We start from the raw sequence: 23,171 nt of genomic DNA on the forward strand, positions 1-23,171 counted from the left end.
AGATGAAACTGCACGCGAGCACCGTCAAGCTGTCGATCTTCGCGCTCGTCATGGTGCTGGTCCTGGCGGGGCTGGGAGTGATCTTCAGTCAGATGCGCTTCTCCCGCTCCACCGGCTACCACGCCGTCTTCACCAGCTCGTCCGGCATGCTGCCCGGGGCGAAGGTTCGCATCGCCGGGGTGCCGGTCGGCTCGGTGAGCCGGGTGACCGTCGGCAAGGATCGCCTGGCCCACGTGGACTTCGACATCGACCGCCAGTACCGCGTCTACGCCAGCACCCACGCCGCCATCCGCTACGAAAACCTCGTCGGTGACCGGTATCTGGAGCTGCTGGAGGGCCCGGGCACGGCGCAACCGCTGAACAAGAACGCCACCATCGGGGTCGACAAGACCAAGCCCGCGCTGGATCTGGACATGCTGCTCGGCGGGTTCAAACCGCTGCTGCGCGGTCTGAACCCGGAGCAGGTCAACGATCTGACCGGCGCGCTGCTCCAGGTGTTCCAGGGCCAGGGCGGCACGCTCGTCTCGCTGCTGAACAGCGGCGGCTCGTTCACCAAGACCCTCGCCGACCGGGACGCGCTGATCGGCAGTGTGATCGAGAATCTCAAGACCGTGCTGGGCACCATCGATCAGAAGGACGCGGACTTCGCGACCACGCTGAACGAATTGCAGCGCCTGGTCAGCGGACTCGCCGCGGACAAGGATCCGCTCGGTGACGCACTGCCCCGATTGGCCGGGGTGACAGGCGATCTCACCTCGCTGCTGCAGGAGGCCCGTCCGGACCTCAAGGGCGATATCGAACATCTGGGCCGCCTCTCCCAGAATCTGGACGAGCGCCAGGACGATCTGCAGTACGTGATGAACCTGCTGCCCGAGACCTACAAGAAGCTGATCCGCATCGGCTCGTACGGCTCGTTCCTCAATATGTACATCTGTGGGACGAACTTCCTCGTCGACGGACCCGACGGCAAGCAGCAGCTCGTCAAACTGCCCGGCCTGCAAACCGCGGGAAGGTGCTCCAACTCATGAACGAACAACGCTCCCCTCTGATCAATGCCGGCATCGTCGGCATCGTGCTGGTGGTGACGATCTGTTTGACCGCACTGCAATTCGACCGGCTGCCGTTCGTCCGGTCGGGCGTCGAATTCAACGCCTTCTTCGCCGACGCCGGTGGCCTGCTGCCCGGTGATCCGGTGCAGGTGGCCGGTGTGCGGTCGGGCCGGGTCGAACGCGTCCAGCTGGACGGCGCCAAGGTGAAGGTGCACTTCACCCTGGACGAGTCGATCGTGCTGGGCGGTAAGACCACCGCCGCGATCAAGACCAACACGCTGCTCGGCCGCAAGTCGCTCGAGGTGACCCCGACCGGTGACGGCGCGCTGGCCACGAACGGTTCGATTCCGCTGGAGCGCACCACCTCCCCGTACTCGCTCAACGACGCCCTCGGCGATCTGGCCAGCACCGTGCAGGGCCTGGACACCGACCAGCTCAACAAGACGCTGGACACCCTGTCCGAAGCCTTCACCGACACCCCGGCTCCGCTGCGGTCGGCGCTCGACGGGCTCACCGGCCTCTCGCGCAGCCTCAACAGCCGCGACAAGGCGCTCACCGATCTGCTCTCGCACGCGCAGACCGTCACCAAGGTGCTCGGTGATCGTGCGGGACAGATCAATTCGCTGCTGCTGGACGGCAACAGCCTGCTCGGCGAGCTCGATGCCCGGCGCGCCGCGCTGAGCCAGCTGATCGTGTACGTCAACGGCCTGGCCAAGCAGCTCTCCGGCTTCGTCAACGATAACGAGGCGCAGCTGAAACCGACGCTGGACAAGCTGAATTCGGTGCTCCAGCTGCTGCAGAACAACAAGGACAACATCGGCAAGGCGCTCGATGAGCTCGGACCGTTCGAGGCCGCGCTCGGTGAGCAGGTCGGCAGCGGCCCGTACTTCCAGGCGTACGTCTCCAACGCGACGAGTAAGGGGCTGCAGCTCCTGGTCGACGCGATGGTGTGGCCGAACCACCTGCCGGACTCGTTGCAGAACATGTTCCTCAATCCGGCGCCCCCGTCGATCGGACCCGCTATCCAGGAGCCGCCGCGATGAACGCGATTCGCAGAGTGCCCCGGCTGGCACGGATCATCGCCGCGGCGGTGGTCGTGGCCCTGGCCGGTTGGCTGGTCTACGGACTGGTCGCCGATATCGGGAAGAAGCACATCACCGCCTACTTCCCGTCGACCTCGGGCCTGTACGCGGGTGACGATGTGCGGGTGCTCGGGGTGAAGGTCGGCCGGATCGATTCGATCGAACCGGGCAAGGACCGGGCCACCGTGAAACTGACCGTGGACCGGGGCATCGATCTCCCGTCCGACGCCAAGGCCGTGATCATCTCGCCTTCGCTGGTCTCGGCGCGATTCATTCAGCTCGCGCCCGCCTACACCGGCGGGCCCAAGATGGGTGACGGCGCGTCGATTCCGGTGGAGCGCACCGCGATTCCGGTGGAATGGGATGACATCAAGGCCGAACTGACCAAGCTCTCCAAGGCGCTCGGTCCGGTCGGTGAGGACAAGCAGGGTTCGTTCGGCCGTGTGATCGACACCGCGGACGCGAACCTCGGCAACGGCAACGCGCAGGCATTCCGGGACACGCTCAAGGAACTGTCCAGCACGATCAGCACCCTGTCCGACGGTCGCACCGACCTGTTCGGCACCATCCGCAACCTGCAGCAGTTCGTCGACGTGCTGTCCAAATCCAATGATCAGATCGTGCAGTTCGGCGGCCGGTTGGCCTCGGTGGCCTCGGTGCTCGCGAATGTGTCCAACGATCTCGGGACCGGACTGGACAACCTCGACAGCGCGGTCGTCGATGTGAAGCGTTTCCTGGACTCCCGCGGCGGCGCACTCACCGAGAGCGTGCAGCGGCTGGCCGATGCCACCCAGGTTCTGGCCGATAAGCGGCCCGAATTGGAGAAGATCATGCATTCCGGTCCGACCGCGCTGGTGAACTTCTACCAGCTCTACAAGCCCGCGCAGGGCACGCTCACCGGCGCGGTCGTCGCACCGAACTTCGCCAACCCGTTCGCCTTCCTGTGCGGTGCGGTCGAGGCCGAGGGCGACAATCAGTCCGATCACAGCGCCGACCTGTGCAAGCAGTACCTGGCTCCGGTCATCCAGTCGCTGATGATGAACTACCCGCCGCTCATGGTGAATCCGGCGACCCAGCAGAACGCCTTCCCCAACCAGTTGACCTACAGCACACCGGATCTGGCCAACCAGGTGCCCGGCGGTCCCGAGCAGGTCGCGGCGCCCAAGTCCCTGACCGAGCTGGCCATCCCCGGAGGTGGACGATGATGAGCCGCCGACGGATTCGCATTGCCGGTATCGCGGTCGGCCTGGCCGCGGTGCTCGGTACGAGCGGTTGCCAGTGGGACGGACTGAACTCGGTGTCCATGCCCGGTGCGGTCGGCACCGGCGAGGGCTCCTGGCAGGTCCGCATCCAGATGCCGAATGTGACCATGCTGACCCGTAATTCGCCGGTCAAGGTGAACGACGTGTCCGTCGGCACGGTGACGAACATTCAGGTCGAGGGCTGGCACGCGCTGGTCACCGTCAGCCTGGAGAAGGGCCTCGAGCTGCCCGCCAACGCGACCGCGCGGATCGGGCAGACGAGTTTGCTCGGCAGTAATCATCTCGAGCTCGCGGCGCCGAAAGACCAACCGGCGCAAGGACAGTTGAAGGCCGGGGACCTGATCCCGCTGGAGCGGGCGGGTGCGTACCCGACCACCGAACAGACGCTGTCCTCGCTCTCGGTGGTGCTCAACGGCGGCGGTATGTCCCAGGTGGAGACCATCACCCGCGAACTCGACGCGACCTTCAACGGCCGCACCGACGCCATCCGCGACCTGCTGCCGCAGCTGAACACCCTGACCACCACGCTGGATCAGCAGACCGGCGACATCATCGCCGCCATCAGCGGTCTGGACCGGATGGCCGGAACACTGTCCCGCCAGAAGGACGATGTCACCAACGCCATCACCAATATCCATCCCGCGTTGACGGTGCTGGCCGATCGGCGCGAGAACATCACCAAAGCCATTACCTCCCTCGGTGGTTTGAGCGATATCGTGCAGCGCATCATCGACCAGGGCGGCGATAACCTGAAGGCCGATCTGGCCAATCTGCAGCCGGTGCTCAAGACACTGGCCGATACCGGCGGCAAGCTCGCCGATTCGCTGCAGTGGCTGCTGACCTTCCCCTTCCCGATCAAGAACATCGACCGGGTCATCAAGGGCGACTACATGAATCTGCTGATGACGGTGGATATCACCGGGGCCCGGCTGGATTCGAACTTCCTCACCGGAACACCGCTGGGCGGCAGTCTCGGCGGCACCCAGGCCACCCTGGGCACCGGGGTGCCGCCGACCGCGGTCGGCAAGGGCGATCCGATGATGGATCCGATCAATCCGCCGGCCCCGCCGGTGCCGAGTATCGCAGGGCTGCCACCGATTCCGGGCCTGCCCGCCATCCCGGGACTCACCGTGCCCAATACGCAGCAGGGGGGTGCGGACAAGTGAAACTCAGCAAGTTCGTCAAGGTGCAGCTGGCCATCTTCTCGGTGCTGACCGTGATCGGCCTGACGGTCATGGGCGGCAGCTACGTGCAGATCCCGGCCATGTTCGGCATCGGAAGATACGACGTCACAGTCAAATTGGCGTCCACCGGCGGTCTCTACGAAACCGCCAACGTCGCCTATCGCGGCACCAATGTCGGCAAGGTCCAGGAGGTCAAGCTGACCCCGGACGGGGTCGACGCGAAGCTGTCGATCGACAGCGATTACAAGATCCCCGCCGATATCGAGGCGTACGTCAAGAGCGTCTCGGCCATCGGTGAGCAGTACGTCGATCTGGTCCCGGCCGAATCGCCCAAAGGCGGGAATCTGCACGCGGGTTCGGTGATCCCGGTCGAGCACACCAAGCTGCCGCAGGACGTCGGCGATATGCTCAACCAGGCCGATCGGCTGCTCTCCAGCGTCGCCGACACCAAACTGGCCGAGGTCATCAACGCTGCCTTCCTCGCCTTCAACGGCGCGGGCCCGGACCTGCAGCGGTTCATCGACTCGGCGTCGCTGCTGGTGCAGGAGGCCAAGGCCAATACCGATCAGACCAAGGACCTGCTGGACAAGATCGGCCCGCTGCTGGACACCCAGAATCAGTCCGCGGACTCCATCCGCAGCTGGACGCAGGATCTGGCCACGCTGACCGATCAACTGCGCCAACATGATCCGGCGCTGCGGAATCTGTTGCAGCACACGCCTTCCGCCGTGCAGAAGGTGAATCAGACCTTCCAGGACCTGAAGCCGACGCTGCCGATCCTGCTCGCCAACATGGTCAGTGTGGGACAGGTCGGCGTCACGTATCACGCAGGGCTGGAACAGATTCTGGTCGTGTACCCGCCGCTGCTCTCGGCGCTGCTCACCGCCATTCGCGGGCCGTCCGACTACGGCGCCATGGTGGACTTCATGCTCGGGCTCAATGACCCGCCCGGCTGCACCACCGGCTTCCTGCCCGCGGACCAGCGCCGCTCGCCGGCCGATCTCTCGCAGATCGACACCCCGGACGATATGTACTGCAAGGTGGCGCAGAACGCCAAGGAAGCCGTGCGCGGCATCCGCAACACCCCCTGCGCGGAAGTGTCGGGCAAGCGGGCTCCCAGCCCGGAGTTGTGCCGCGATCCGAACGGGTACTACCCGCTGGGTGACAACCCGCCGTTCGGTGCGCCGAACGCCATCGACAACACCGGCAAGCCCACCAGCAATCTGATGGGCAACCAACCGGCGGCCGTCATAGGTCATTACGATCCGAGCAGTGGCACGTTCCTCGGACCTGACGGTCGCACCTATCGGCGAGGGGATATCGACGCCAACGGGTCCAGTACAGTGCCGTCAACCTGGCAGGAAATGCTCGAGGAGCAACAACGATGAGCGATACCACAGCAAACGGCGGCCGCCCCAGGCGGCGGGCTCTGCGACAGGCGGGCCCGCCCGTCGAGGACGAGCACTCGGGCATCGAGGTGCGCACGTCCGCACCGGCGGCTGCCGCGAGCGTGGTATCCACTCCGATCGAAGCCGATGAACCGGCCGCCGCCGCAGAACCCGCGCCGGCGCCGGTCGAGGTGCCGCCGGTCGAGAACGCCGCCGTCGTCGCGCTGACCAAGTCCGGCGCGACCGCGGCAGCGGATGATTCGACCACCGAGACCGAGACCGTGGGGCCCGCAGCCGCCACGGCATCGGAATCGGCGGCCTCGGAATCGGAGGCCGAGGACGAGTCCGCACCCAAGTCCCGCAAGCGATTCGGATCGCTGGACCGGCTGGGCTGGGCCGCCGCGGTGGTCGCGCTGGTGTCCACCCTGGCGCTGATCGGCTCGGGCGGTGTGTTCTTCTATCACCAGCATCGCGCCGACGCGCTGCAGGAGCGGCGGGCGGAATACGTTCAGGTCGCCAAGCAGGCCGTCATCAATCTGTCCACGATGAAGGACGGTTCGGTCGACGCCGATATCGATCGCATCCTCTCGGTGGCCTCCGGTGAGCTGAAGGCCGAATACGCCCAGAACAAGGACCTGTACAAGAAGGTCTTCGAGCAGATCAAGGTGCAGTCCACCGGAACGGTGCTCGCGACGGCGATCGAGAGCGATAACGCCGACTCGGCGACCGTCCTGGTGCTGGCACAGCAGACGGTGTCCAACGCGGGCACCGATCAGCCGCAGCAGAAGGATTACCGCTTCCGGGTCACCCTCAAGCGGGACGGCAACACCGTGACCGCGTCGGGACTGGAGTTCGTGGCATGAAGATCGACAAGCGTTCCATCCTGTTCGCCGCGGCGGGCGTGCTTTTCGTCGCGGCGGTCGTCGTGACCTCGTTGACCGGATACCGGTTCTGGTCCGACCGGCAGGGCGAGCAGGCGCGCGCCCAGTCGGTGGCCGCGGCGCAGCACACCGTCGAGTCGTTGTTCTCGTACGACTACAACACCGTCGACAAGGAACTGCCCAAGGCCGCGGACAATCTGAGCGGTGATTTCCGGAACACCTACCTGGCGCTGATCTCGAAATCGGTGATCCCGGCCGCCAAGGAGAAGCGGATCACCGTACAGGCCACCTCGCAGGCGGCCGGTGTGATCGACGCGTCCCGTGACCACGCCACCGTGCTGGTCTACGCGAACCAGTTGACCACCAGCGCGGATCTGCCCAAGGGCACACTCACCAGCTCACGCGTGCGCGTCGAACTCGTCAAGCACGACGGCCACTGGCTGGCGACAGCCGTTACACCCGTCTGACGCTGCCGCACAGCGTGTTTCAGCTGAGCGGTACATAATTCAGCCGTCATCCGGCAGAGACGACTGTGGCCCGGTCCTTCGCGAGAAGGACCGGGCCACAGGGCATTCCGGGGATCAACCCCGGCTCACGCCCGGGTCCACGTCGTCATCGGTGAGCAGGGCGCTGCCCGCTACCCGATCCTGGGCCAGGGCGTCCAGGAAGGCGCGGGCCCAGCGGTCCACGTCGTGGGTGAGGACCTGGCGGCGCAGTGAGCGCATGCGGCGGCGGCGGGTGTCGCGGTCGTCCTCGATGGCCGCGAGCAGGGCTTCCTTGACGCTTTCCAGGTCGTGCGGGTTGCACAGGTAGGACTGGCGCAATTCGGCTGCTGCACCGGTGAATTCGCTCAGCACCAGGGCGCCGTTGAGGCCGCCCTGGCAGGCCACGTACTCCTTGGCGACCAGGTTCATGCCGTCGCGCAGCGGGGTGACCACCATGACGTCGGCGGCCACGAAGAAGGAGACGAGTTCCTCGCGTGGGATGGGGCGGTGCAGGTAGTGCACCACCGGGTAGCCCACCCGGGCGTATTCGCCGTTGATCCGGCCCACCTGGCGTTCGATATCGCCGCGCATCTGGATATAGGAATCCACCCGTTCGCGGCTCGGTGTGGCCAGCTGCACCATCACCGTATCGGCGGGATCGATGCGGCCCTCGTGCAGCAGCTCCTCGAGCGCCGCGAGCCGGATATCGATGCCCTTGGTGTAGTCCAGGCGGTCGACGCCCAGCAGGATGGTTTTCGGATTACCGAGCTCCGCACGGATTTTCGACGCTCGTTCGCGCACATTGCGGCGGCGCGAATACTCGTCCAATTCCGTGGAGGTGATGGAGATCGGGAACGCGCCGACGCGCACGGTGCGGAAACCCACCTGCACCACACCGAGTTTCGAGCGCACACCCACGTTACCGCGTGAAGTCGGCTGTCCGGCAAGCCTTCTGGCCAGGTACAGGAAGTTCTGCGCTCCGCCCGGCAGATGGAAGCCGATCAGGTCCGCGCCCAGCAGACCCTCGACAATCTCTGTGCGCCAAGGCATCTGCATGAACAGCTCGACCGGCGGGAACGGAATGTGCAGGAAGAAGCCGATGGTCAGGTCCGGGCGCAGCATGCGCAGCATCTTGGGCACCAGCTGCAACTGGTAGTCCTGCACCCACACCGTCGCGCCCTCGGCGGCCACCTTCGCGGTGTACTCGGCGAAACGCCGATTCACCTGCACATACGCCTGCCACCAATTCCGGTCGTAGACCGGGCGCACGATCACATCGTGGTACAGCGGCCACAGCGTGGCGTTGGAGAAACCCTCGTAGTAGTCGGCGACCTCATCGGAGGACAGCGGTACCGGATGCAGTTCCAGACCGTCTTCGACGATCGGATCGAGTTCCACATCGGGTACGCCGGCCCAGCCGACCCAGGCGCCCTTGTTGTTTCGCAGCACCGGCTCCAGAGCGGTCACCAGACCGCCGGGGCTGCGCTTCCAGCGGGTGGTGCCGTCCGGCAGTTTCTCGAGGTCGACCGGGAGCCGATTGGCGACGACGACGAAACCTGAACCGGCGCTATCCGGGTTCACTTCTCATTCGCTCCGCGTAAGGGGACCGATGCCCAGCATCGACAGCAACATGCGGCATTCATCGGCGTCGGTGGCGTACGCGGCAACGACACGCTGTGCCTGACGGGCTGTTTCGTCGGCGAGTGGTTCCAGATCGTCGTCCGCGATGTCGTTTGCGCTGCTCTTCGCGGCCATAATCATGTCCTCTCGGGGAGTCTGCTCAGCTTGCGAGGACCCCATCCTATCCGGAGCGCTGGGACGATCCCTGTCCTGCGTGTACAGCGAGCCCGAAACGCAATACGCATTACGGACGATTCACCTGCGGACCGTCCGGGCAGATCGCCCTGCCTTACGGTGGTGACAGGAACTGTTGCGCAATTTTGATGAAGGGGTCGTAGTAATGCCGTTGGCCACGGTGCACGGAATCTCGCTGAACTACCAGGTCAAGGGGTCCGGACCGCTGGTCGTCATGATCATGGGTACGGGCAGCGGCGGTCGCGTGTGGGAACTGCACCAGGTGCCCGCGCTGGTCGCGGCCGGTTACCGGGTGTGCACCTTCGACAATCGCGGCATCGCGCCGTCCTACGAGGCCGCCCAGGGCATGACCATCGACGAACTGGTGCGCGATACCGCCGGGCTCATCGAATTCCTCGGTGAGGGACCGGCATTGGTGGTCGGCACCTCCATGGGCGCGCGCGTCGCCCAGGAACTCGCCCTCGCCCGCCCCGACCTGGTGCGCAAGGCCGTTTTCATGGCCGGGCACGCCCGCCTGGACCAGCTGCAGAAGACCCTCTCGCTGGGCGAACACGAGCTCGACGCCTCCGGGGTGCGGCTGCCCGCCAAATACGAGGCCGCCATCACCGCCCTGATGAACCTGTCCCCGGCCACCCTCGCCGACACCCACGCCGCCCGGGACTGGCTCGACCTGTTCGAATTCACCGGCGGCCCGGCCACCCCCGGTGTGCGCGCCCAGCGCCGCATGGACCATGATTTCGACCGCACCGCCGCCTATCGGGGTATCACCGTGCCCTGCCTGTCGGTCGGCTTCGCGGACGATCGGATGATCCCGCCGTACCTGTCCCGCGAGGTCGCGGAGGCCATTCCGGGCGCCCGCTATCAGGAGATCCCGGACGCCGGGCACTTCGGCTACCTGGAACGACCCGAGGCCGTGAACAAGATCCTGCTGGAATTCTTCGCGGGCTGAAGGTAACCGCCCAGCCGTAACGCGACCCTTGCTAGGGTCGAATCAACGTCGGGGGCTCGTCCTTGCGCTGTGGTGCCAACCCAGTGCCAAGATGATCCGTCAGCGTTCCTGTACAAGCGCCAGTATCCAGTGAGGTGAAATGAGCACCAATCCTTTCGACGACGAAGACGGCCGGTTCTTCGTCCTGGTCAACGATGAGGAACAGCACTCCCTGTGGCCGGCCTTCGCCGAGGTTCCGGCGGGGTGGCGGGTCGTGTTCGGTGAGGATTCGCGCGCCGCGTGCGTCGAATACGTCGAGAAGAACTGGACGGATATGCGTCCCAAGAGCCTGCGCGATGCCATGGCCGCCGATGATGCGGCACGTCAGGCGGCGCAGTCCTGACATCGAGCGGTTGACCCGGTACTGCACAGGAACGTCCTGAATGCGGCCTGTGGCGCCACAAGCGCCACGGTCGTATTCGGTGCAGCTCCATGAGGTATCGCTCAACCGGGTGACCGGCTTTTTCCGCGCAGCCGGCCCACCTGGTTATGATGGGCACCGCCTTCCGCCTCCTTAGCTCAGTGGTAGAGCACTCGCCTTGTAAGCGAAAGGTCGTCAGTTCAATCCTGACAGGGGGCTCGATTGCCGCCTCTCCGCGACTTCGGTCCCGGGGAGGCGGCTTTTTTCGGCTCGCGAATCGCTCCCAGGAAACTCCCAGGGTTGGTACAGCGAACTCGCGGGCCCGGGCAGCAGTATGAGGTCATGACAGGTGTGCCCGGGAACCGCGAAGCCGAAGCCAGAGTGCTGGTCGTCGATGATGAGCCGATGATCGTCGAGCTGCTGTCGGTGAGTCTGCGGTATCAGGGGTTCGAGGTGGCGAGCGCCGGGAGCGGCACCGAGGGGCTGGATCGGGCCCGGGTGTTCCGGCCGGACGCGCTCATCGTCGATGTGATGATGCCCGGTATGGATGGCTTCGGACTGCTGCGGCGGCTGCGGGCGGACGGGATCGACGCACCCGTGCTGTTCCTGACCGCGCGGGACGAGGTCGAGGACAAGATCACCGGATTGACCTTGGGCGCAGACGATTACGTGACCAAGCCGTTCAGCCTCGAGGAAGTGGTAGCGCGGCTGCGGGTCATCCTGCGGCGGGCCGGGCGAGCCGCGCCGGAGACCAAATCCTCTCGGTTGCGGTTCGCCGATATCGAACTCGACGATGACACGCACGAGGTGTGGAAGGCGGGGGATCCGGTGCCGTTGTCGCCCACCGAATTCACGCTGCTGCGGTATTTCATGGTCAATGCCGGAACCGTGCTGAGCAAGCCGCGGATCCTGGATCACGTGTGGCGCTACGACTTCGGCGGTGAGGTGGGCGTGGTGGAGACCTACGTGTCGTACCTGCGCAAGAAGGTCGACACCGGACCGGATCGGCTCATCCACACCCTGCGCGGGGTCGGCTACGTCATGCGGGAGCCGCATCGCCGGTCGGCCGCGAAGTGAGCCCACGCGCCCGGTTGTCGGATCGGCTCGCCGCGATACCGCTGCGGACCACCCTCGCCCTGGCGCTGGTGTCGCTCGCCGGAATCGGCCTGCTGGTCTCCGGAATCGCGGTGACCACGCTCATGCGCAATGTGCTCATCGACCGCATCGACCGGCAATTGAGCGAGGCCGCGCACAGCTGGGCCTCGCCCGGTGCGAATCGGCCCGAAACGCTGCCCGCGCCGCCCGCGGGCCGGGAGCGCCCGGCCGATCTGCTCTATGTGCGCGTACAGGATTCGACCGGGAAGCTCACCCTGCACCTGGATGTCGGCACCGGACAGCCCGCGATACCGGACGGTCTGGGCAGGCATGCGGTCACCGTCGGCTCGGTCGGCGACTCGTCGGAGAAGTGGCGGGTGCTGCGCATCGTCAACCAGAACGGCACCAGCACGGTCGGACTGCGGATGGATCAGACCCGCACCATTCTGGACCGGCTGATCCTGTTGCAGGCCGTGATCGGCGCGCTCGTCCTGGCCGCGCTCGCGTTCGTCGCGCGAGTGGTGGTGCGGCGCAGTCTGCGACCGCTCGAACAGGTCGAACAGACCGCCGCCGCCATCGCGGGCGGTGATCTGCATCAGCGAGTTCCGGTGCGCGGCAACGATACCGAGGTGGATCGGCTGTCGCGGTCGCTGAACACCATGCTCACCCAGATTCAGCAGGCGTTCGCCGCCACCGAGGCGTCGGAGGAGGCCGCGCTGCGCTCCGAGGCCAAGATGCGGCAGTTCGTCGCCGACGCCAGCCATGAACTGCGCACACCGCTGACCACCATCAAGGGCTTCTCCGAGCTGTATCGGCAGGGCGCGATCACCGAACCCGAAATGCTGATGGATCGCATCGAACGCGAGTCCAAGCGGATGGGGTTGCTGGTCGAGGATCTGCTCATGCTGGCCCGGCTGGACGCGCAGCGGCCGGTGGAACGGCGGCCGGTGGATCTGCTGACGCTGGCCAGCGATGCGGTGCACAATGCCCGCGCGCTGGCCGCAGTGCAGCAGGGAGACGGGCCGGTGCGGTCCATCGATCTGGAAATTCGTTCCGGCTCGGGCACATTGGAGATCGAGGGGGATGAGACCCGGTTGCGTCAGATCCTGGGCAACCTGCTCAACAACGCGCTCGTGCACACTCCGCCCGAGGCCGCGGTGACCGTACGGCTCACGCCCGGCGAGGACGATGTGCTGCTGGAGGTGGCCGATACCGGGCCGGGGCTCGCGCCGGAACAGGCCGAGCGGGTGTTCGAACGCTTCTATCGCACCGACAGCTCACGCAGCCGGGTCAGCGGCGGCACCGGATTGGGGCTCTCGATCGTGCAGGCACTGGTCACCGCGCACGGTGGCGAGGTGTCGGTGACCAGTGCGCAGGGTGCAGGGACGACCTTCAGCGTGCGACTGCCGCGAACCGGTCAGTCCGGGACATTGGCGCTGTAGCCCAGATCGCGCAGCGCCTGCTTGATCTTGGCCTGCGCCTCGTCCAGGGATTCCTTGCTCGGCTCCGGATCGGCGGCGGTGATATCGAAATCGCCCAGTTCGAACGCCGGGAACACGTGCAGGTGCAGATGCGGCACCTCCAGCCCGGCGATCAGCAGACCCGCGCGCGGGGCGTCCCACGCCGCCCGCACCGCCCGGCCGATCTTCTGCGCGACGCCCGTCATCCGCGACATGGTCTCCGGATCCAGGTCCTGCCACTGGTCGATCTCCTTGCGCGGCACCACCAGCGTGTGCCCCTGCGTCACCGGCGCGATGGTGAGGAAGGCGACGAATTCATCGTCCTCCCAGACGAATCGGCCCGGCAGCTGACCTTCGATGATCAATGAGAAAACAGAAGCCATGCCCGGCAGATTACGCGCGCCCGGTGACCGGCGCCCGCGCGCTCCGGCCGCCCGGCCGCACTCCGGCCCGCGTGCACCCCGACCGCCGCGCGACTTCGGAGGCTTGGCGTCGGGCCCGCACCTGAGTTCGCTGGTTGACGTGCGAATGGGGCCGGGCGCGGCAATGCGAATGGACCGGCTTCCGATGCCGCTGTGGCGCACGAATGATCTCCCGCGAGCCTGATCTGCGAATGACTCGACTGCTGCGGCCGCGCGGGGTGCGGGCTGACGTCGCGGTGCACCCCGCCGGTGTTAGCTCATGGTCGCCGGGGACGCTATTGCGTACTGCGGGCGAACGTCGGGCGCATCGTGCGTGAACCGGGCGGTGGTGGTCGGCGGGGACGCTTTAAGCTGTCTGCCGTGCGCGTACTCGTCATCGGTTCCGGAGCCCGTGAACATGCCCTCGCCCTGGCCCTGCGCCGGGACCCGGCGGTGACCGCGGTGGCGGTCGCGCCCGGGAACGCGGGCATCGCCCAGCATGTGGATGTGCGGTCCGTCGACCCCAGTTCGGGGGAAGAGGTGGCCGCGCTCGCGCGGGAGCTGAACGCGGATCTGGTGGTGATCGGGCCCGAGGTGCCGCTGGTGCTCGGCGTCGCCGACGCGGTGCGGGCCGCCGGGATTCCGGCCTTCGGGCCGTCCGCGGCCGCCGCGCGGATCGAAGGGTCCAAGGCGTTCGCCAAGGATGTGATGAACGCGGCCGGTGTGCGCACCGCGCACAGCGAGATCGTCGATCATCCGGGTGAGCTGGACGCCGCGCTGGATCGATTCGGGCCGACCTGGGTCGTCAAGGATGACGGGCTGGCCGCGGGCAAGGGCGTGGTGGTGACCGCCGATCGGTCCGTCGCCCGCGAGCACGGGGCCGAACTGCTGGAGAACGGGCATCCGGTACTGCTGGAGTCCTTCCTGGACGGGCCCGAGGTATCGCTGTTCTGCCTGGTCGACGGCGAGAACGTGGTGCCGCTGCTGCCCGCGCAGGATCACAAGCGGGTCGGCGACGGGGACACCGGGCCGAACACCGGCGGTATGGGCGCGTACACGCCGCTGCCGTGGCTGAGCGATGAGACGTTGCAGGCCATCGTCGATGACGTGGTGAAACCCGTTGCGGCCGAAATGGTTCGGCGCGGGGTGCCGTTCAGTGGCCTGCTGTACGCCGGACTCGCCGTCGGTTCGGCCGGACCCGCCGTCATCGAATTCAATTGCCGCTTCGGCGATCCCGAGACCCAGGCCGTGCTGACCATGCTGGACAGCCCGCTCGGCGAACTGCTGTTCGCCACGGCCACCGGCACCCTCGGCGAGGTCGCCGCGCCGCGCTGGAAGGACGGCGCGGCCGTCACCGTCGTGCTCGCCGCCGAGAACTACCCGGGCCGCCCGCGCTCCGGCGATGTCATCACCGGCGCCGAATCCTCCGGCACCGGAACCACTTCCGAGGTCCTGCACGCGGGAACCGCACTGCGCGAAGACGGTTCGATCGTCTCCGCCGGCGGCCGCGTGCTCTCCATTGTCGGCCAGGGCGCGGACCTGTCCGAGGCCCGCAAGAACGCCTACGACCGCCTCGCCGGAATCAAGCTCCCCGGCGGCCACTTCCGCACCGATATCGCCCTCGCCGCGGTCGAAGGCCGGATCACGGTTCCCGAACCGGCGGTCTGAGTAACCGACTGAGCACACGACATCTCCTCGCTCCCTTGCGGTTTCGCAAGGGAGCGAGTTTCGTTTCGGGCCCGGGTCAGTTCAGGGAGATGCCGCGTTGGGCGAGCCAGGTTTGGGGGTCGACGTGCTGGCCGTTGATGGTGATCTCGAAGTGCAGGTGTGGGCCGGTGGAGTCGCCGCGGTTGCCGATGCGGGCGATCTGCATGCCCGCCGGGACGCGTTCGCCGACCGAGACGAAGAAGTCGTACATGTGGCCGTACACCGAGATGCTGCCGTCGTCGTGCCGGATGCGCACCCAGAGGCCGAAGCCCTGTGCGGGACCGGCGTCGATGACTGTGCCCGCCGCCACCGCGTAGATCGGTGAGCCCAGCGGTGCGGCGATATCGATGCCCGCGTGGAAGGTGCCCCAGCGCGCCCCGAAGCCGGAGGTGAACGCGCCCACGGCGGGCAGGACGAATCCGCCGATGCTCGGCATCACGAATCCGGGCGGCAGTGTGCCCTGCGGTGCGGGCCCGGTGATCCACGGCTGCTGTTCCCCGGCGACCGCCGCGGCGGCCTCGGCCTTGGCGCGGTCCAGGGTCGCTCGTGCGGCGGCGGCCACCACCGCCGACTCACGCAGCCGTTCGCCGCTGTTGATGGCATCGAGATATCGCTTGGCCGATTCCGCCGCGGTATGCACCTGTAGCGGGTTCGCCACCGGAACCCGCAGCGCCACACCGGGTTCCACCGCCGTGTCATACGAGACCAACCCGATCCCGCTGTCCGCCGCCGCGAACACCAGCACCGCGACCACCCCGCCGATCAGCACCCGATGCTTGATCGCCCAGGCCCGAGCCACCGGCGCCTGCCGCCGGACCTCGCCTCTACCCCGCTCCACCAGCTCATCGAACTCGGCCCGCGATCGCGGCCGCCGCCCCCAGACTTCGGCCGCCTGCTCACGAACCACCGGCACCTGCTCGCGAACCCGGGCCGCCCCCTGCGCTCCGGCCCGCACCCCGCGAGCCACGCCCGCGCGTACGAACGCCGTACCGCGCCCGGGGGTATCGAGCCGCATCCGCACCCCCGGCATGAAACTGTCCACCCCGGCCCGGAATTCGCGCTCACCCGCGCCCTCGGCGTGCTCCGCCAGGTCTGGTTCGGCGTCGGATTCCTCGGCACCTGCCTCGGATTGGCCGTTTCGCTCGACTGGGCTCGCCGCCTCGGGTGCCTGGGGGCTCGCCTCGGTGATGTCTGTTTTGTCGGTTGCCGGGGGTGAACCGGCGGGGTGGTGTGCCGCCGAGTCCTCCTCGGTGGTGGTCGGTCCCCCCTGCATACGCTCCTCCTCAGGCATTCCGGCGGCCATTGCGGGACAGGCGGGGGAGCGGGTGCTCTACCGTCTGTCGAGTGCGTATCGAATCTCGCCGGTCGACCATTCCACCTTTCTACGTGATGGATGTCTGGAAGGCAGCAGCTGAACGAGCCAGAACTCACGGGGATGTGCTGGTGCTGGCGGCCGGACAGCCGTCAACCCCCGCTCCGCGCGCGGTTTTGCGGGCGACCGAACAGGCCCTGAATTCCGAATTGCTGGGTTATACCGAGACATTCGGGATTCTGCCGTTGCGCGAGGCCATCGCGGCGCATCACCGGGACACCTACGGGGTCGCCGTGAGCGCCGATGACGTGGTGGTGACGACCGGGTCGTCCGGTGCTTTCACGCTGATTTTCCTCGCGGCCTTCGATGCGGGGGACACGGTCGTGGTGGCCCGCCCGGGCTATCCGGCGTACCGGAACACCCTCACCGCCTTGGGTTGCGATGTGATCGAACTGGATTGCGGTCCCGAGACCCGATTCCAGCCGACCGTCGCCATGCTGGAGGCGCTGCCCGAACCGCCCGCGGGGTTGATCGTGGCGAGCCCGGCCAATCCGACCGGAACCATGATCGCGCCCGCCGAATTGGCCGCGCTCGCACGCTGGTGCGATGACCACGGCACGCTGCTCATCTCGGACGAGATCTATCACGGCATCGTCTACGACACGGAGTTGTCCACCAGCACCGAGCCGACCTCCTCGGCCTGGGAGACCTCGCGCGAGTCCATCGTCATCGGCTCGGTCTCCAAATACTTCTCCATGACCGGCTGGCGGCTCGGCTGGATGCTGGTCCCCGAGGGTATGCGCCCGGCGCTGCAACGCCTCGCCTCGAATATGACCGTCTGCCCGCCCGCTATCTCCCAGTACGCGGCCGTGCACGCGTTCGGCGCGGAGGCCAAGGCCGAACTCGACGGTCATGTCGCCCGCTATGCCGCGAATCGCCAACTGCTGCTGTCGGGTCTGCCGAAGCTGGGCATCACCGAACTGGCTCCAGCGGACGGCGCGTTCTACGCGTACGCGAATATCGCGCATCTGACCGATGATTCGATGCGCTGGTGTTCGGAGGTGCTCGACCGGACGGGTGTCGCGCTGGCCCCCGGCATCGACTTCGACACCGTGAACGGTGTTCATACCGTGCGGTTCTCATTCGCGGGCGCGGGCGCCGATATCGAAGAAGCACTCGACCGGTTGGGACGCTATCTGGCCTGAACGGACCTCCGGGAGCGCCGTTCCTAGGGAATCACCACAGATCGCACAGATTCGGCACAGATGAACCTATGAGGACTGGCACGATTGCATCCGTGACCACTGCGACGACTCCGAAAGGCGAAAGGCGTCGCCAAGCGCTGGTTTGCGCCGCCGCCGAGCTACTGCTCGAAGGCGGCTTCGAGGCGGTTCGGCATCGCTCGGTGGCCACGCGCGCGGAACTGCCGCTCGCGTCCACCACGTACTACTTCGAATCCCTGGAGGATCTGATCGCGCGCGCGGTCGAGTTCTCCGGCAATGCCGAATTGGATGCCATGCGCCGCCGGGTCGGCGAGGTGACCCACCGCCGCCGCGGCGCGGACGCGACCGTGGATCTGGTGCTGGATCTGCTCATCGGCTCCGAGCACGCCGATGCCGATGCCCGCGGCCAGCTCATCGCCCGCTACGAGCGTTCGGTGGCCTCGGCCCGCCATCCTGAGCTACGCGAGGTCCAACTCCGACTACGCGCCCAGCTCGATGATCTGCTCGCCGACGTCCTACGCCGCTCCGACCGCATAGTCCGGCCCGAGCAGGCCCGTCGACTCGTCGCGGTAGTCGACGGCGCGGTGGTGACCGCCCTCGGCGAAGCCGACCCGCAACCCCGCCGCATGGCCCGCGCCGCACTGCTCGAAGTGATCGATATCGTCGCTCCGCCTACGTAATCCGGCCCTGGGCCATGCTGCGGCGAATGTCTCCGCAGCCAGCCCGTAAAATTTGTTCACGTGACTCTTGTGCCGAACGTCCTCGCCACCCGCTATGCCAGTCCTGATCTCGTGCGGCTGTGGTCGCCGGAGAACAAGATCGTGCTGGAGCGGCGGCTGTGGCTGGAGGTGCTGCGGGCGCAGACCGAGCTGGGCATCGATGTGCCCGCCGGGGTGGTCGAGGATTACGAGCGCGTGGTCGATCAGGTCGATCTGGCCTCGATCGCCGAGCGCGAGCGGGTCACTCGGCACGATGTGAAGGCCCGCATCGAGGAGTTCAACGCGCTCGCCGGGCATGAGCACGTGCACAAGGGCATGACCTCGCGCGATCTCACCGAGAATGTCGAGCAGTTGCAGATCCGGCTCTCGCTCGAGCACGTGTACGCGCACGGTGTCGCCATCGCCGCCCGGCTGGCCGAGCGGGCCGCCGAATATCAGTCGCTGGTCATGGCCGGTCGTTCGCACAATGTCGCCGCGCAGGCCACCACCCTCGGCAAGCGGTTCGCCTCTGCGGCCGATGAGCTGCTGATCGCGCTGACCCGCCTGCGTGAGCTGATCGACCGCTACCCGCTGCGCGGTATCAAGGGCCCGATGGGCACCGCCCAGGACATGCTGGATCTGCTCGACGGCGATGCGGGCAAGCTCGCGCAGCTGGAGCAGAAGGTGGCGCATCACCTCGGTTTCAAGAACGTCTTCACCAGCGTCGGCCAGGTGTACCCGCGCTCGCTGGATCACGATGTGCTCTCCACGCTGGTCCAGATCGGTGCGGGCCCTTCGTCTTTCGCGCACACCATCCGCCTGATGGCCGGGCACGAACTGGTGACCGAGGGCTTCCAGAAGGGCCAGGTCGGCTCGTCGGCCATGCCGCACAAGATGAACACCCGCTCGGCGGAGCGCGTGAACGGCCTGCAGGTGATCCTGCGCGGTTACGGTTCCATGGCCGCCGAGCTGGCGGGCGCGCAGTGGAACGAGGGCGATGTGTTCTGCTCGGTGGTGCGCCGCGTCGCGCTGCCGGACGCGTTCTTCGCCGTCGACGGCATGATGGAGACCTTCCTGACCATCCTGGCCGAATTCGGCGCGTACCCGGCGGTCATCGATCGCGAGCTGAACCGCTATCTGCCGTTCCTGGCCACCACCCGCCTGCTGATCGCCGCCGTGCGGGCCGGTGTGGGCCGGGAGACCGCGCACGAGGTCATCAAGGAGCACGCGGTGGCCGTGGCCCTGGCGATGCGGGAAAAGGGCCAGGAGCCCGATCTGCTGGACCGTCTGGCCGCCGATGACCGGATGCCGCTGGATCGCGCGGCCCTGGATGCCGCGCTGGCGGATCGTTCGGCCTTCATCGGCGCGGCCGAGGCGCAGACCGCGGAGGTCATCGCGCAGGTGCAGAAGCTGGTGTCGGCCAATCCGGAGGCGGCGCGCTACACCCCGGCCCCGATTCTGTAGCAGCGCGGGTTTTTCGGCCCCGGTGTGCACCGCGCACCGGGGCCGAAGTGTTTTCGCGGGCGGGCCCTCCTGCGTCAGGTAGTCGCGTGGCAGGCTGCCGGGCATGAATCCGTACACGATCTTCTCCGAAATCATCGCCGGCACCGCGCCTTCGAGCATGGTGTACGAGGACGCGGATGTTGTTGCCTTCATGGATATTCGGCCCGTGACGCCCGGTCATCTGCTGGTGATTCCGCGGGTTCCGGCGCGCAGTCTGGCGGAGTTGGATCCGGAGCTGGGCGGCAAGCTCTTTCAGGTCGGGCAGCGGCTGGCGGCCGCGCTGCGCGAGTCCGAGGTGAACTGCGACGGCGTGAACTTCTTCCTCGCGGACGGGGTGACGGCGGGGCAGGAGGTTTTCCACGTGCACCTGCATGTGATTCCGCGGACACCGGGCGATGGTTTCGGCCTGCGCGCGCGAGCGACTTCTCCGCAGCGTGCGGACCTGGATTACCTGGCGGGATCGATTCGGGGCGCATTGCAGCGAAACCCTGGTGTTTCATAGCCTGAGCGCATTACCATATGCGAACCGAATGGTTTGCCAAGGACACGCCATGGGTCGAATATTCCTCGCGCCCACCGGCACTCGAGTTACGTTGGAACGCGATTGTGGTGGGCTGATGGAGGTGGGGCCATGCGTAGAAGTGTCATTGCCGCAGCGGTTTTCGCATTTGCCGCGAGTTTGCTCAGTCCGGTGCTCGCACCACCGGCAACCGCCCGGGCGGCGCAGGTGATCCGCGTCGACGATCTCAACGCCACCCGCTCCGCGTTATTCATCGATTCGCCCGCCATGGGCCGCACGATTCAGGTGCAGGTTCTGCATCCGGCCGGTGGCGGCGCACGTTCCAGCTATTACCTGCTGGACGGTCTGGATCCCGGCGCGACCCAGAGCACCTGGACCAATGCCACCGACGCCGAACCCTTCTTCCACGATAAGAACGTCAATGTGGTGCTGCCCATGGGCGGTCAGGCCAGCTACTACACCGATTGGGCCGCCGACGATCCGCGTTTCGGCCGGTATCGCTGGGAAACCTTTCTGACACAAGAACTTCCGCCGATCATCGACGACTATTTCGCCGGTAACGGGGTGAACGCCATCGGCGGTCTCTCGATGGGCGGCGTCGCGGCTTTTGTTCTCGCCGTGCGGCATCCGGAGCTGTATCGCGCGGTGGCCGGGTACAGCGCCTGTCCGGATCTGACCATCGCGCAGGGCGCGATCCTGTTCTCCATCGCCAATCGCGGCGGCAATCCGTTCAATATGTGGGGCGGTCCGGGCGACGGCGCGTGGGCGGCACACAATCCGGCGCTACTGACCGAGCGGTTGCGCGGTAAGACCATCTACCTGTCCACCGGCACCGGGCTGCCCGGCCCGCATGAGCTGGAGATCAAACCGCAGCTGCCGGAGAACATCTTCTTCGGCGGTCCGATCGAACTCGGGGTCAATGCCTGCGTGAACTCGTTCGCGGCGCATCTGAAGGATATGAATATCCCGGCGCGGGTGGATTACAGCCCGGTGGGCACGCACTCGTGGTCGTATTGGCAGGACACCCTGCACGAGTCCTGGCCCACCATCGGCCCGGCGATCGGCGCCTGAGTTACTTTCCGGGACGGTTGAATTCGCCGTCCTTGGCCCCGGCGACGAAGGCGCGCCATTCGCCGGGGGTGAAGATCAGCACCGGTCCGTCCGGATTGCGGGAATCCCGCAGGCCGATGTTTCCGCTGGCCAGGAACGCTATTTCGACGCCGTCGGTGCTGTCGTCGCCGCGCCGCCACACGGCGTCGGGCTCGATCTCACGGTTCTTGGACGTGTCGGGCGATGAGATGGACTCGGCTTCCACTTCGGACTCCCGGATGCGGTGACGTTGCGAGTACTGGTCGGTGATGTAGATCGCACTCATAATGCCAGTGTTTGCGGAGCGGTCGGATCGGATATTCCATTCTGTGTCTGCAGAAGGAGGTATGTGGTGCGCACGCCATGGTCACAACAGCGAGCAGCTCCTCTCTCCGACAGCTGTGATGTGGTGCCGGAGAGATTCAATACCGAACTGGCCCAGAGCATCCTGAGTGTGCATAGAAGCTGCCCCACCGATCAGTGCGCCAGGCGCAAGGCGGCGGTCTTCTATCTGTATGACCACACCCGCCATGTGGTCTCGGCGCGCACGCGCCGGCGGTAGCTCAGCGGCGCAGTACGCGCCGGAGCAGGAGAGCGAACAGTACGAACGCGGTCGCGGCGGCCGCGACAAGGGCGAAACCGGCAGGTACGCCGAGGAATTCGACCGCTTCGGAGCGGTGGATGACCTGCCGGTAATCCTTGTCCTCGGCGGCGTCCGCGAAGCGGAAATCGTGGGCGATCCGGGCGGGATCGGTGATATCGACGGACAGTTCGGTCAGATAGTCGTGTCCGTTCGCGCTCAATTGCCGCAGGTCCGCGTCCTGGGTATCGCGGATTCGGCCCGCGAAGTCCACGGCGACCGCCTGCGCGTCGGCATCCGGATCATCGCGCCGCACCCGATGCGGTCCGAGCACGTACAGGTGCACTCGTTGATGCGCGGTGGCCGCGCTGGACATCCGCATCGGATACACCGGATGCGCGGCCGCGAAGGTCAATCGCACCGGATCGAGATTGCCCGCGAGCGTCACCGAACCGGTGAGCCGCATGGCCACGAATGACCAGTGCTCGTCCAGATACGGTCGCATGGTGGCGATCACCTCGGGTTTCATCTCATACCCGTTGTCGCCCAGCCACTGTTGGATACCGGCGATATCGCCGCCGGTGAGCGTGGTCGCCTCGATCGGGCCGAGCTGCACCCGATCCAGCACCGTGGGTGCGCCGCCGGTGGGCGCGGAGGCCATGGCCGCGCCGTCCCGGCCGCTGTCGGCCTTGAACCAGTCCCGGTCGGTGACGTACTCGGGTGCGGTCAGCCGGGAGAGTTCGGTGAAGGTTCCGGCATCGCCCGCGGTCACGGTCGCCGGTGCGGGTGTGGGGACGATGAGTGCGGCCTTGTCCCCGCCACTCTGCAGACCGAGCCGCATGACGATCGTCTCGCGCTGCCCGTCCCAGCCGAGCAGCGCGGTCTCCCCGTTCACCCGGGCGGTGACACCGTCCGGTGTCGCGATGCCGCCGCACGCACAGGCGGAAGCCGGTGCGGCCAAACCCATTCCCCCCGCTCCCGCCACGGTGGCGACCACCGCGAGCAGGCGCGCCGCATAACGCAACAGCATGGGGGCAGCGTACGCACGCGCGACCGTTCCCGCCTCGGACTTTTCGCCTCGCCGATCG

The 23,171-nt window shown here is 66.8% G+C and carries 23 protein-coding genes and 1 tRNA gene; 18 read left to right on the forward strand and 6 right to left on the reverse strand.

All coding sequences use genetic code 11. The features are described from left to right. Nucleotides 1-2 precede the first annotated feature (2 nt). From ACFC4D_RS05955 to ACFC4D_RS05985, 7 genes are read left to right on the forward strand one after another with little or no spacing between them, the layout of a single operon-like run. Complete coding sequence (locus tag ACFC4D_RS05955; RefSeq protein WP_376062250.1) at nt 3-1,028, forward strand: MCE family protein; 1,026 nt, start codon at nt 3-5, stop codon at nt 1,026-1,028. Then, a complete protein-coding gene (locus tag ACFC4D_RS05960; protein WP_376061975.1) occupies nt 1,025-2,092 on the forward strand; it encodes an MCE family protein in 1,068 nt (355 codons plus the stop codon). Before ACFC4D_RS05955 ends, ACFC4D_RS05960 begins: the two co-directional genes overlap by 4 nt. Next, entirely contained in the window at nt 2,089-3,336 is a 1,248-nt protein-coding gene (locus ACFC4D_RS05965; protein ID WP_375962566.1) for an MCE family protein, read from the forward strand. The genes ACFC4D_RS05960 and ACFC4D_RS05965 overlap by 4 nt, the downstream gene beginning before the upstream one ends. Beyond that, entirely contained in the window at nt 3,333-4,559 is a 1,227-nt protein-coding gene (locus tag ACFC4D_RS05970; RefSeq protein WP_375962568.1) for an MCE family protein, read from the forward strand. The genes ACFC4D_RS05965 and ACFC4D_RS05970 overlap by 4 nt, the downstream gene beginning before the upstream one ends. Further along, complete coding sequence (locus tag ACFC4D_RS05975) at nt 4,556-5,965, forward strand: MCE family protein (RefSeq protein WP_376061976.1); 1,410 nt, start codon at nt 4,556-4,558, stop codon at nt 5,963-5,965. The genes ACFC4D_RS05970 and ACFC4D_RS05975 overlap by 4 nt, the downstream gene beginning before the upstream one ends. Beyond that, nucleotides 5,962-6,828, forward strand: coding sequence for a hypothetical protein (locus ACFC4D_RS05980; RefSeq protein ID WP_376061977.1), 867 nt, complete (start codon nt 5,962-5,964; stop codon nt 6,826-6,828). The genes ACFC4D_RS05975 and ACFC4D_RS05980 overlap by 4 nt, the downstream gene beginning before the upstream one ends. Beyond that, a complete protein-coding gene (locus ACFC4D_RS05985) occupies nt 6,825-7,313 on the forward strand; it encodes a h domain protein (RefSeq protein WP_375962576.1) in 489 nt (162 codons plus the stop codon). The genes ACFC4D_RS05980 and ACFC4D_RS05985 overlap by 4 nt, the downstream gene beginning before the upstream one ends. Before the next feature lie 114 nt (nt 7,314-7,427). Here the strand turns inward: ACFC4D_RS05985 and ACFC4D_RS05990 are convergent, their stop codons facing one another. Both ACFC4D_RS05990 and ACFC4D_RS05995 read right to left on the reverse strand, forming a co-directional pair. Next, nucleotides 7,428-8,912, reverse strand: coding sequence for a trehalose-6-phosphate synthase (locus ACFC4D_RS05990; protein ID WP_375962578.1), 1,485 nt, complete (start codon nt 8,910-8,912; stop codon nt 7,428-7,430). 3 nt (nt 8,913-8,915) lie between these two features. Further along, nucleotides 8,916-9,086, reverse strand: coding sequence for a hypothetical protein (locus ACFC4D_RS05995; RefSeq protein WP_364641745.1), 171 nt, complete (start codon nt 9,084-9,086; stop codon nt 8,916-8,918). Between the two features lie 205 nt (nt 9,087-9,291). Here ACFC4D_RS05995 and ACFC4D_RS06000 point away from each other — a divergent pair, with 205 nt between their 5' ends. From ACFC4D_RS06000 to ACFC4D_RS06020, 5 genes are all read left to right on the forward strand, one after another. Next, the gene (locus ACFC4D_RS06000; RefSeq protein ID WP_364641742.1) at nt 9,292-10,095 is read left to right on the forward strand and encodes an alpha/beta hydrolase; all 804 of its coding nucleotides are present in this window, start codon (nt 9,292-9,294) and stop codon (nt 10,093-10,095) included. Nucleotides 10,096-10,234: 139 nt separating this feature from the next. Continuing rightward, the gene (locus ACFC4D_RS06005) at nt 10,235-10,477 is read left to right on the forward strand and encodes an MbtH family protein (RefSeq protein ID WP_019931522.1); all 243 of its coding nucleotides are present in this window, start codon (nt 10,235-10,237) and stop codon (nt 10,475-10,477) included. 165 nt (nt 10,478-10,642) lie between these two features. Beyond that, a tRNA-Thr gene (locus ACFC4D_RS06010) sits at nt 10,643-10,714 on the forward strand. 123 nt (nt 10,715-10,837) lie between these two features. Then, entirely contained in the window at nt 10,838-11,572 is a 735-nt protein-coding gene (locus tag ACFC4D_RS06015; RefSeq protein WP_364641739.1) for a response regulator transcription factor, read from the forward strand. Beyond that, complete coding sequence (locus ACFC4D_RS06020; RefSeq protein WP_376061978.1) at nt 11,569-13,032, forward strand: sensor histidine kinase; 1,464 nt, start codon at nt 11,569-11,571, stop codon at nt 13,030-13,032. Before ACFC4D_RS06015 ends, ACFC4D_RS06020 begins: the two co-directional genes overlap by 4 nt. Here the strand turns inward: ACFC4D_RS06020 and ACFC4D_RS06025 are convergent. Then, a complete protein-coding gene (locus ACFC4D_RS06025; protein WP_364641733.1) occupies nt 13,008-13,433 on the reverse strand; it encodes an HIT family protein in 426 nt (141 codons plus the stop codon). The two genes, ACFC4D_RS06020 and ACFC4D_RS06025, sit on opposite strands and share 25 nt — an antisense overlap. A gap of 399 nt (nt 13,434-13,832) precedes the next feature. Here ACFC4D_RS06025 and purD point away from each other — a divergent pair, with 399 nt between their 5' ends. After that, the gene (purD, locus tag ACFC4D_RS06030; RefSeq protein WP_376061979.1) at nt 13,833-15,119 is read left to right on the forward strand and encodes a phosphoribosylamine--glycine ligase; all 1,287 of its coding nucleotides are present in this window, start codon (nt 13,833-13,835) and stop codon (nt 15,117-15,119) included. 76 nt (nt 15,120-15,195) lie between these two features. Here purD and ACFC4D_RS06035 read toward each other — a convergent pair whose 3' ends face one another. Then, entirely contained in the window at nt 15,196-16,431 is a 1,236-nt protein-coding gene (locus ACFC4D_RS06035; RefSeq protein ID WP_376061980.1) for a M23 family metallopeptidase, read from the reverse strand. Between the two features lie 71 nt (nt 16,432-16,502). On the opposite strand from ACFC4D_RS06035, the gene ACFC4D_RS06040 reads away from it, so the two are divergent. From ACFC4D_RS06040 to ACFC4D_RS06060, 5 genes are all read left to right on the forward strand, one after another. Continuing rightward, nucleotides 16,503-17,675, forward strand: a complete 1,173-nt coding sequence (locus ACFC4D_RS06040; RefSeq protein ID WP_375962591.1) for a pyridoxal phosphate-dependent aminotransferase — start codon at nt 16,503-16,505, stop codon at nt 17,673-17,675. Nucleotides 17,676-17,767: 92 nt separating this feature from the next. Continuing rightward, nucleotides 17,768-18,373, forward strand: a complete 606-nt coding sequence (locus ACFC4D_RS06045; RefSeq protein ID WP_364641723.1) for a TetR family transcriptional regulator — start codon at nt 17,768-17,770, stop codon at nt 18,371-18,373. 60 nt (nt 18,374-18,433) lie between these two features. Beyond that, nucleotides 18,434-19,855 (forward strand): adenylosuccinate lyase, encoded by a 1,422-nt coding sequence (gene purB / locus ACFC4D_RS06050; protein ID WP_376061981.1) that lies wholly within the window; start codon nt 18,434-18,436, stop codon nt 19,853-19,855. A gap of 103 nt (nt 19,856-19,958) precedes the next feature. After that, nucleotides 19,959-20,396 carry an HIT family protein gene (locus tag ACFC4D_RS06055; protein ID WP_364641717.1) on the forward strand — a complete coding sequence of 146 codons (438 nt, stop codon included), beginning with the start codon at nt 19,959-19,961 and terminating at the stop codon, nt 20,394-20,396. 129 nt (nt 20,397-20,525) lie between these two features. Further along, entirely contained in the window at nt 20,526-21,485 is a 960-nt protein-coding gene (locus ACFC4D_RS06060; RefSeq protein WP_376061982.1) for an alpha/beta hydrolase, read from the forward strand. Between the two features lies 1 nt (nt 21,486). Here the strand turns inward: ACFC4D_RS06060 and ACFC4D_RS06065 are convergent, their stop codons facing one another. Together ACFC4D_RS06065 and ACFC4D_RS06070 are read right to left on the reverse strand one after the other, a co-directional pair. Further along, the gene (locus tag ACFC4D_RS06065; protein ID WP_375962598.1) at nt 21,487-21,789 is read right to left on the reverse strand and encodes a DUF397 domain-containing protein; all 303 of its coding nucleotides are present in this window, start codon (nt 21,787-21,789) and stop codon (nt 21,487-21,489) included. Nucleotides 21,790-22,066: 277 nt separating this feature from the next. Further along, nucleotides 22,067-23,113, reverse strand: coding sequence for a DUF2330 domain-containing protein (locus ACFC4D_RS06070; protein WP_376061983.1), 1,047 nt, complete (start codon nt 23,111-23,113; stop codon nt 22,067-22,069). Nucleotides 23,114-23,171 lie beyond the last annotated feature (58 nt).

The sequence above is a fragment of the Nocardia sp. NPDC056000 genome (assembly GCF_042269265.1).
Lineage (GTDB): Bacteria > Actinomycetota > Actinomycetes > Mycobacteriales > Mycobacteriaceae > Nocardia.

Bases quoted from the DNA above. Each gene is read 5' to 3' on its own strand.
- ACFC4D_RS05955 (WP_376062250.1), top strand. From the start codon at position 3: ATGAAACTGCACGCGAGCACCGTCAAGCTGTCGATCTTCGCGCTCGTC.
- ACFC4D_RS05960 (WP_376061975.1), top strand. From the start codon at position 1,025: ATGAACGAACAACGCTCCCCTCTGATCAATGCCGGCATCGTCGGCATC.
- ACFC4D_RS05965 (WP_375962566.1), top strand. From the start codon at position 2,089: ATGAACGCGATTCGCAGAGTGCCCCGGCTGGCACGGATCATCGCCGCG.
- ACFC4D_RS05970 (WP_375962568.1), top strand. From the start codon at position 3,333: ATGATGAGCCGCCGACGGATTCGCATTGCCGGTATCGCGGTCGGCCTG.
- ACFC4D_RS05980 (WP_376061977.1), top strand. From the start codon at position 5,962: ATGAGCGATACCACAGCAAACGGCGGCCGCCCCAGGCGGCGGGCTCTG.
- ACFC4D_RS05985 (WP_375962576.1), top strand. From the start codon at position 6,825: ATGAAGATCGACAAGCGTTCCATCCTGTTCGCCGCGGCGGGCGTGCTT.
- ACFC4D_RS05995 (WP_364641745.1), bottom strand. From the start codon at position 9,086: ATGGCCGCGAAGAGCAGCGCAAACGACATCGCGGACGACGATCTGGAA.
- ACFC4D_RS06000 (WP_364641742.1), top strand. From the start codon at position 9,292: ATGCCGTTGGCCACGGTGCACGGAATCTCGCTGAACTACCAGGTCAAG.
- ACFC4D_RS06005 (WP_019931522.1), top strand. From the start codon at position 10,235: ATGAGCACCAATCCTTTCGACGACGAAGACGGCCGGTTCTTCGTCCTG.
- ACFC4D_RS06015 (WP_364641739.1), top strand. From the start codon at position 10,838: ATGACAGGTGTGCCCGGGAACCGCGAAGCCGAAGCCAGAGTGCTGGTC.
- ACFC4D_RS06025 (WP_364641733.1), bottom strand. From the start codon at position 13,433: ATGGCTTCTGTTTTCTCATTGATCATCGAAGGTCAGCTGCCGGGCCGA.
- ACFC4D_RS06035 (WP_376061980.1), bottom strand. From the start codon at position 16,431: ATGCAGGGGGGACCGACCACCACCGAGGAGGACTCGGCGGCACACCAC.
- ACFC4D_RS06055 (WP_364641717.1), top strand. From the start codon at position 19,959: ATGAATCCGTACACGATCTTCTCCGAAATCATCGCCGGCACCGCGCCT.
- ACFC4D_RS06060 (WP_376061982.1), top strand. From the start codon at position 20,526: ATGCGTAGAAGTGTCATTGCCGCAGCGGTTTTCGCATTTGCCGCGAGT.
- ACFC4D_RS06065 (WP_375962598.1), bottom strand. From the start codon at position 21,789: ATGAGTGCGATCTACATCACCGACCAGTACTCGCAACGTCACCGCATC.
- ACFC4D_RS06070 (WP_376061983.1), bottom strand. From the start codon at position 23,113: ATGCTGTTGCGTTATGCGGCGCGCCTGCTCGCGGTGGTCGCCACCGTG.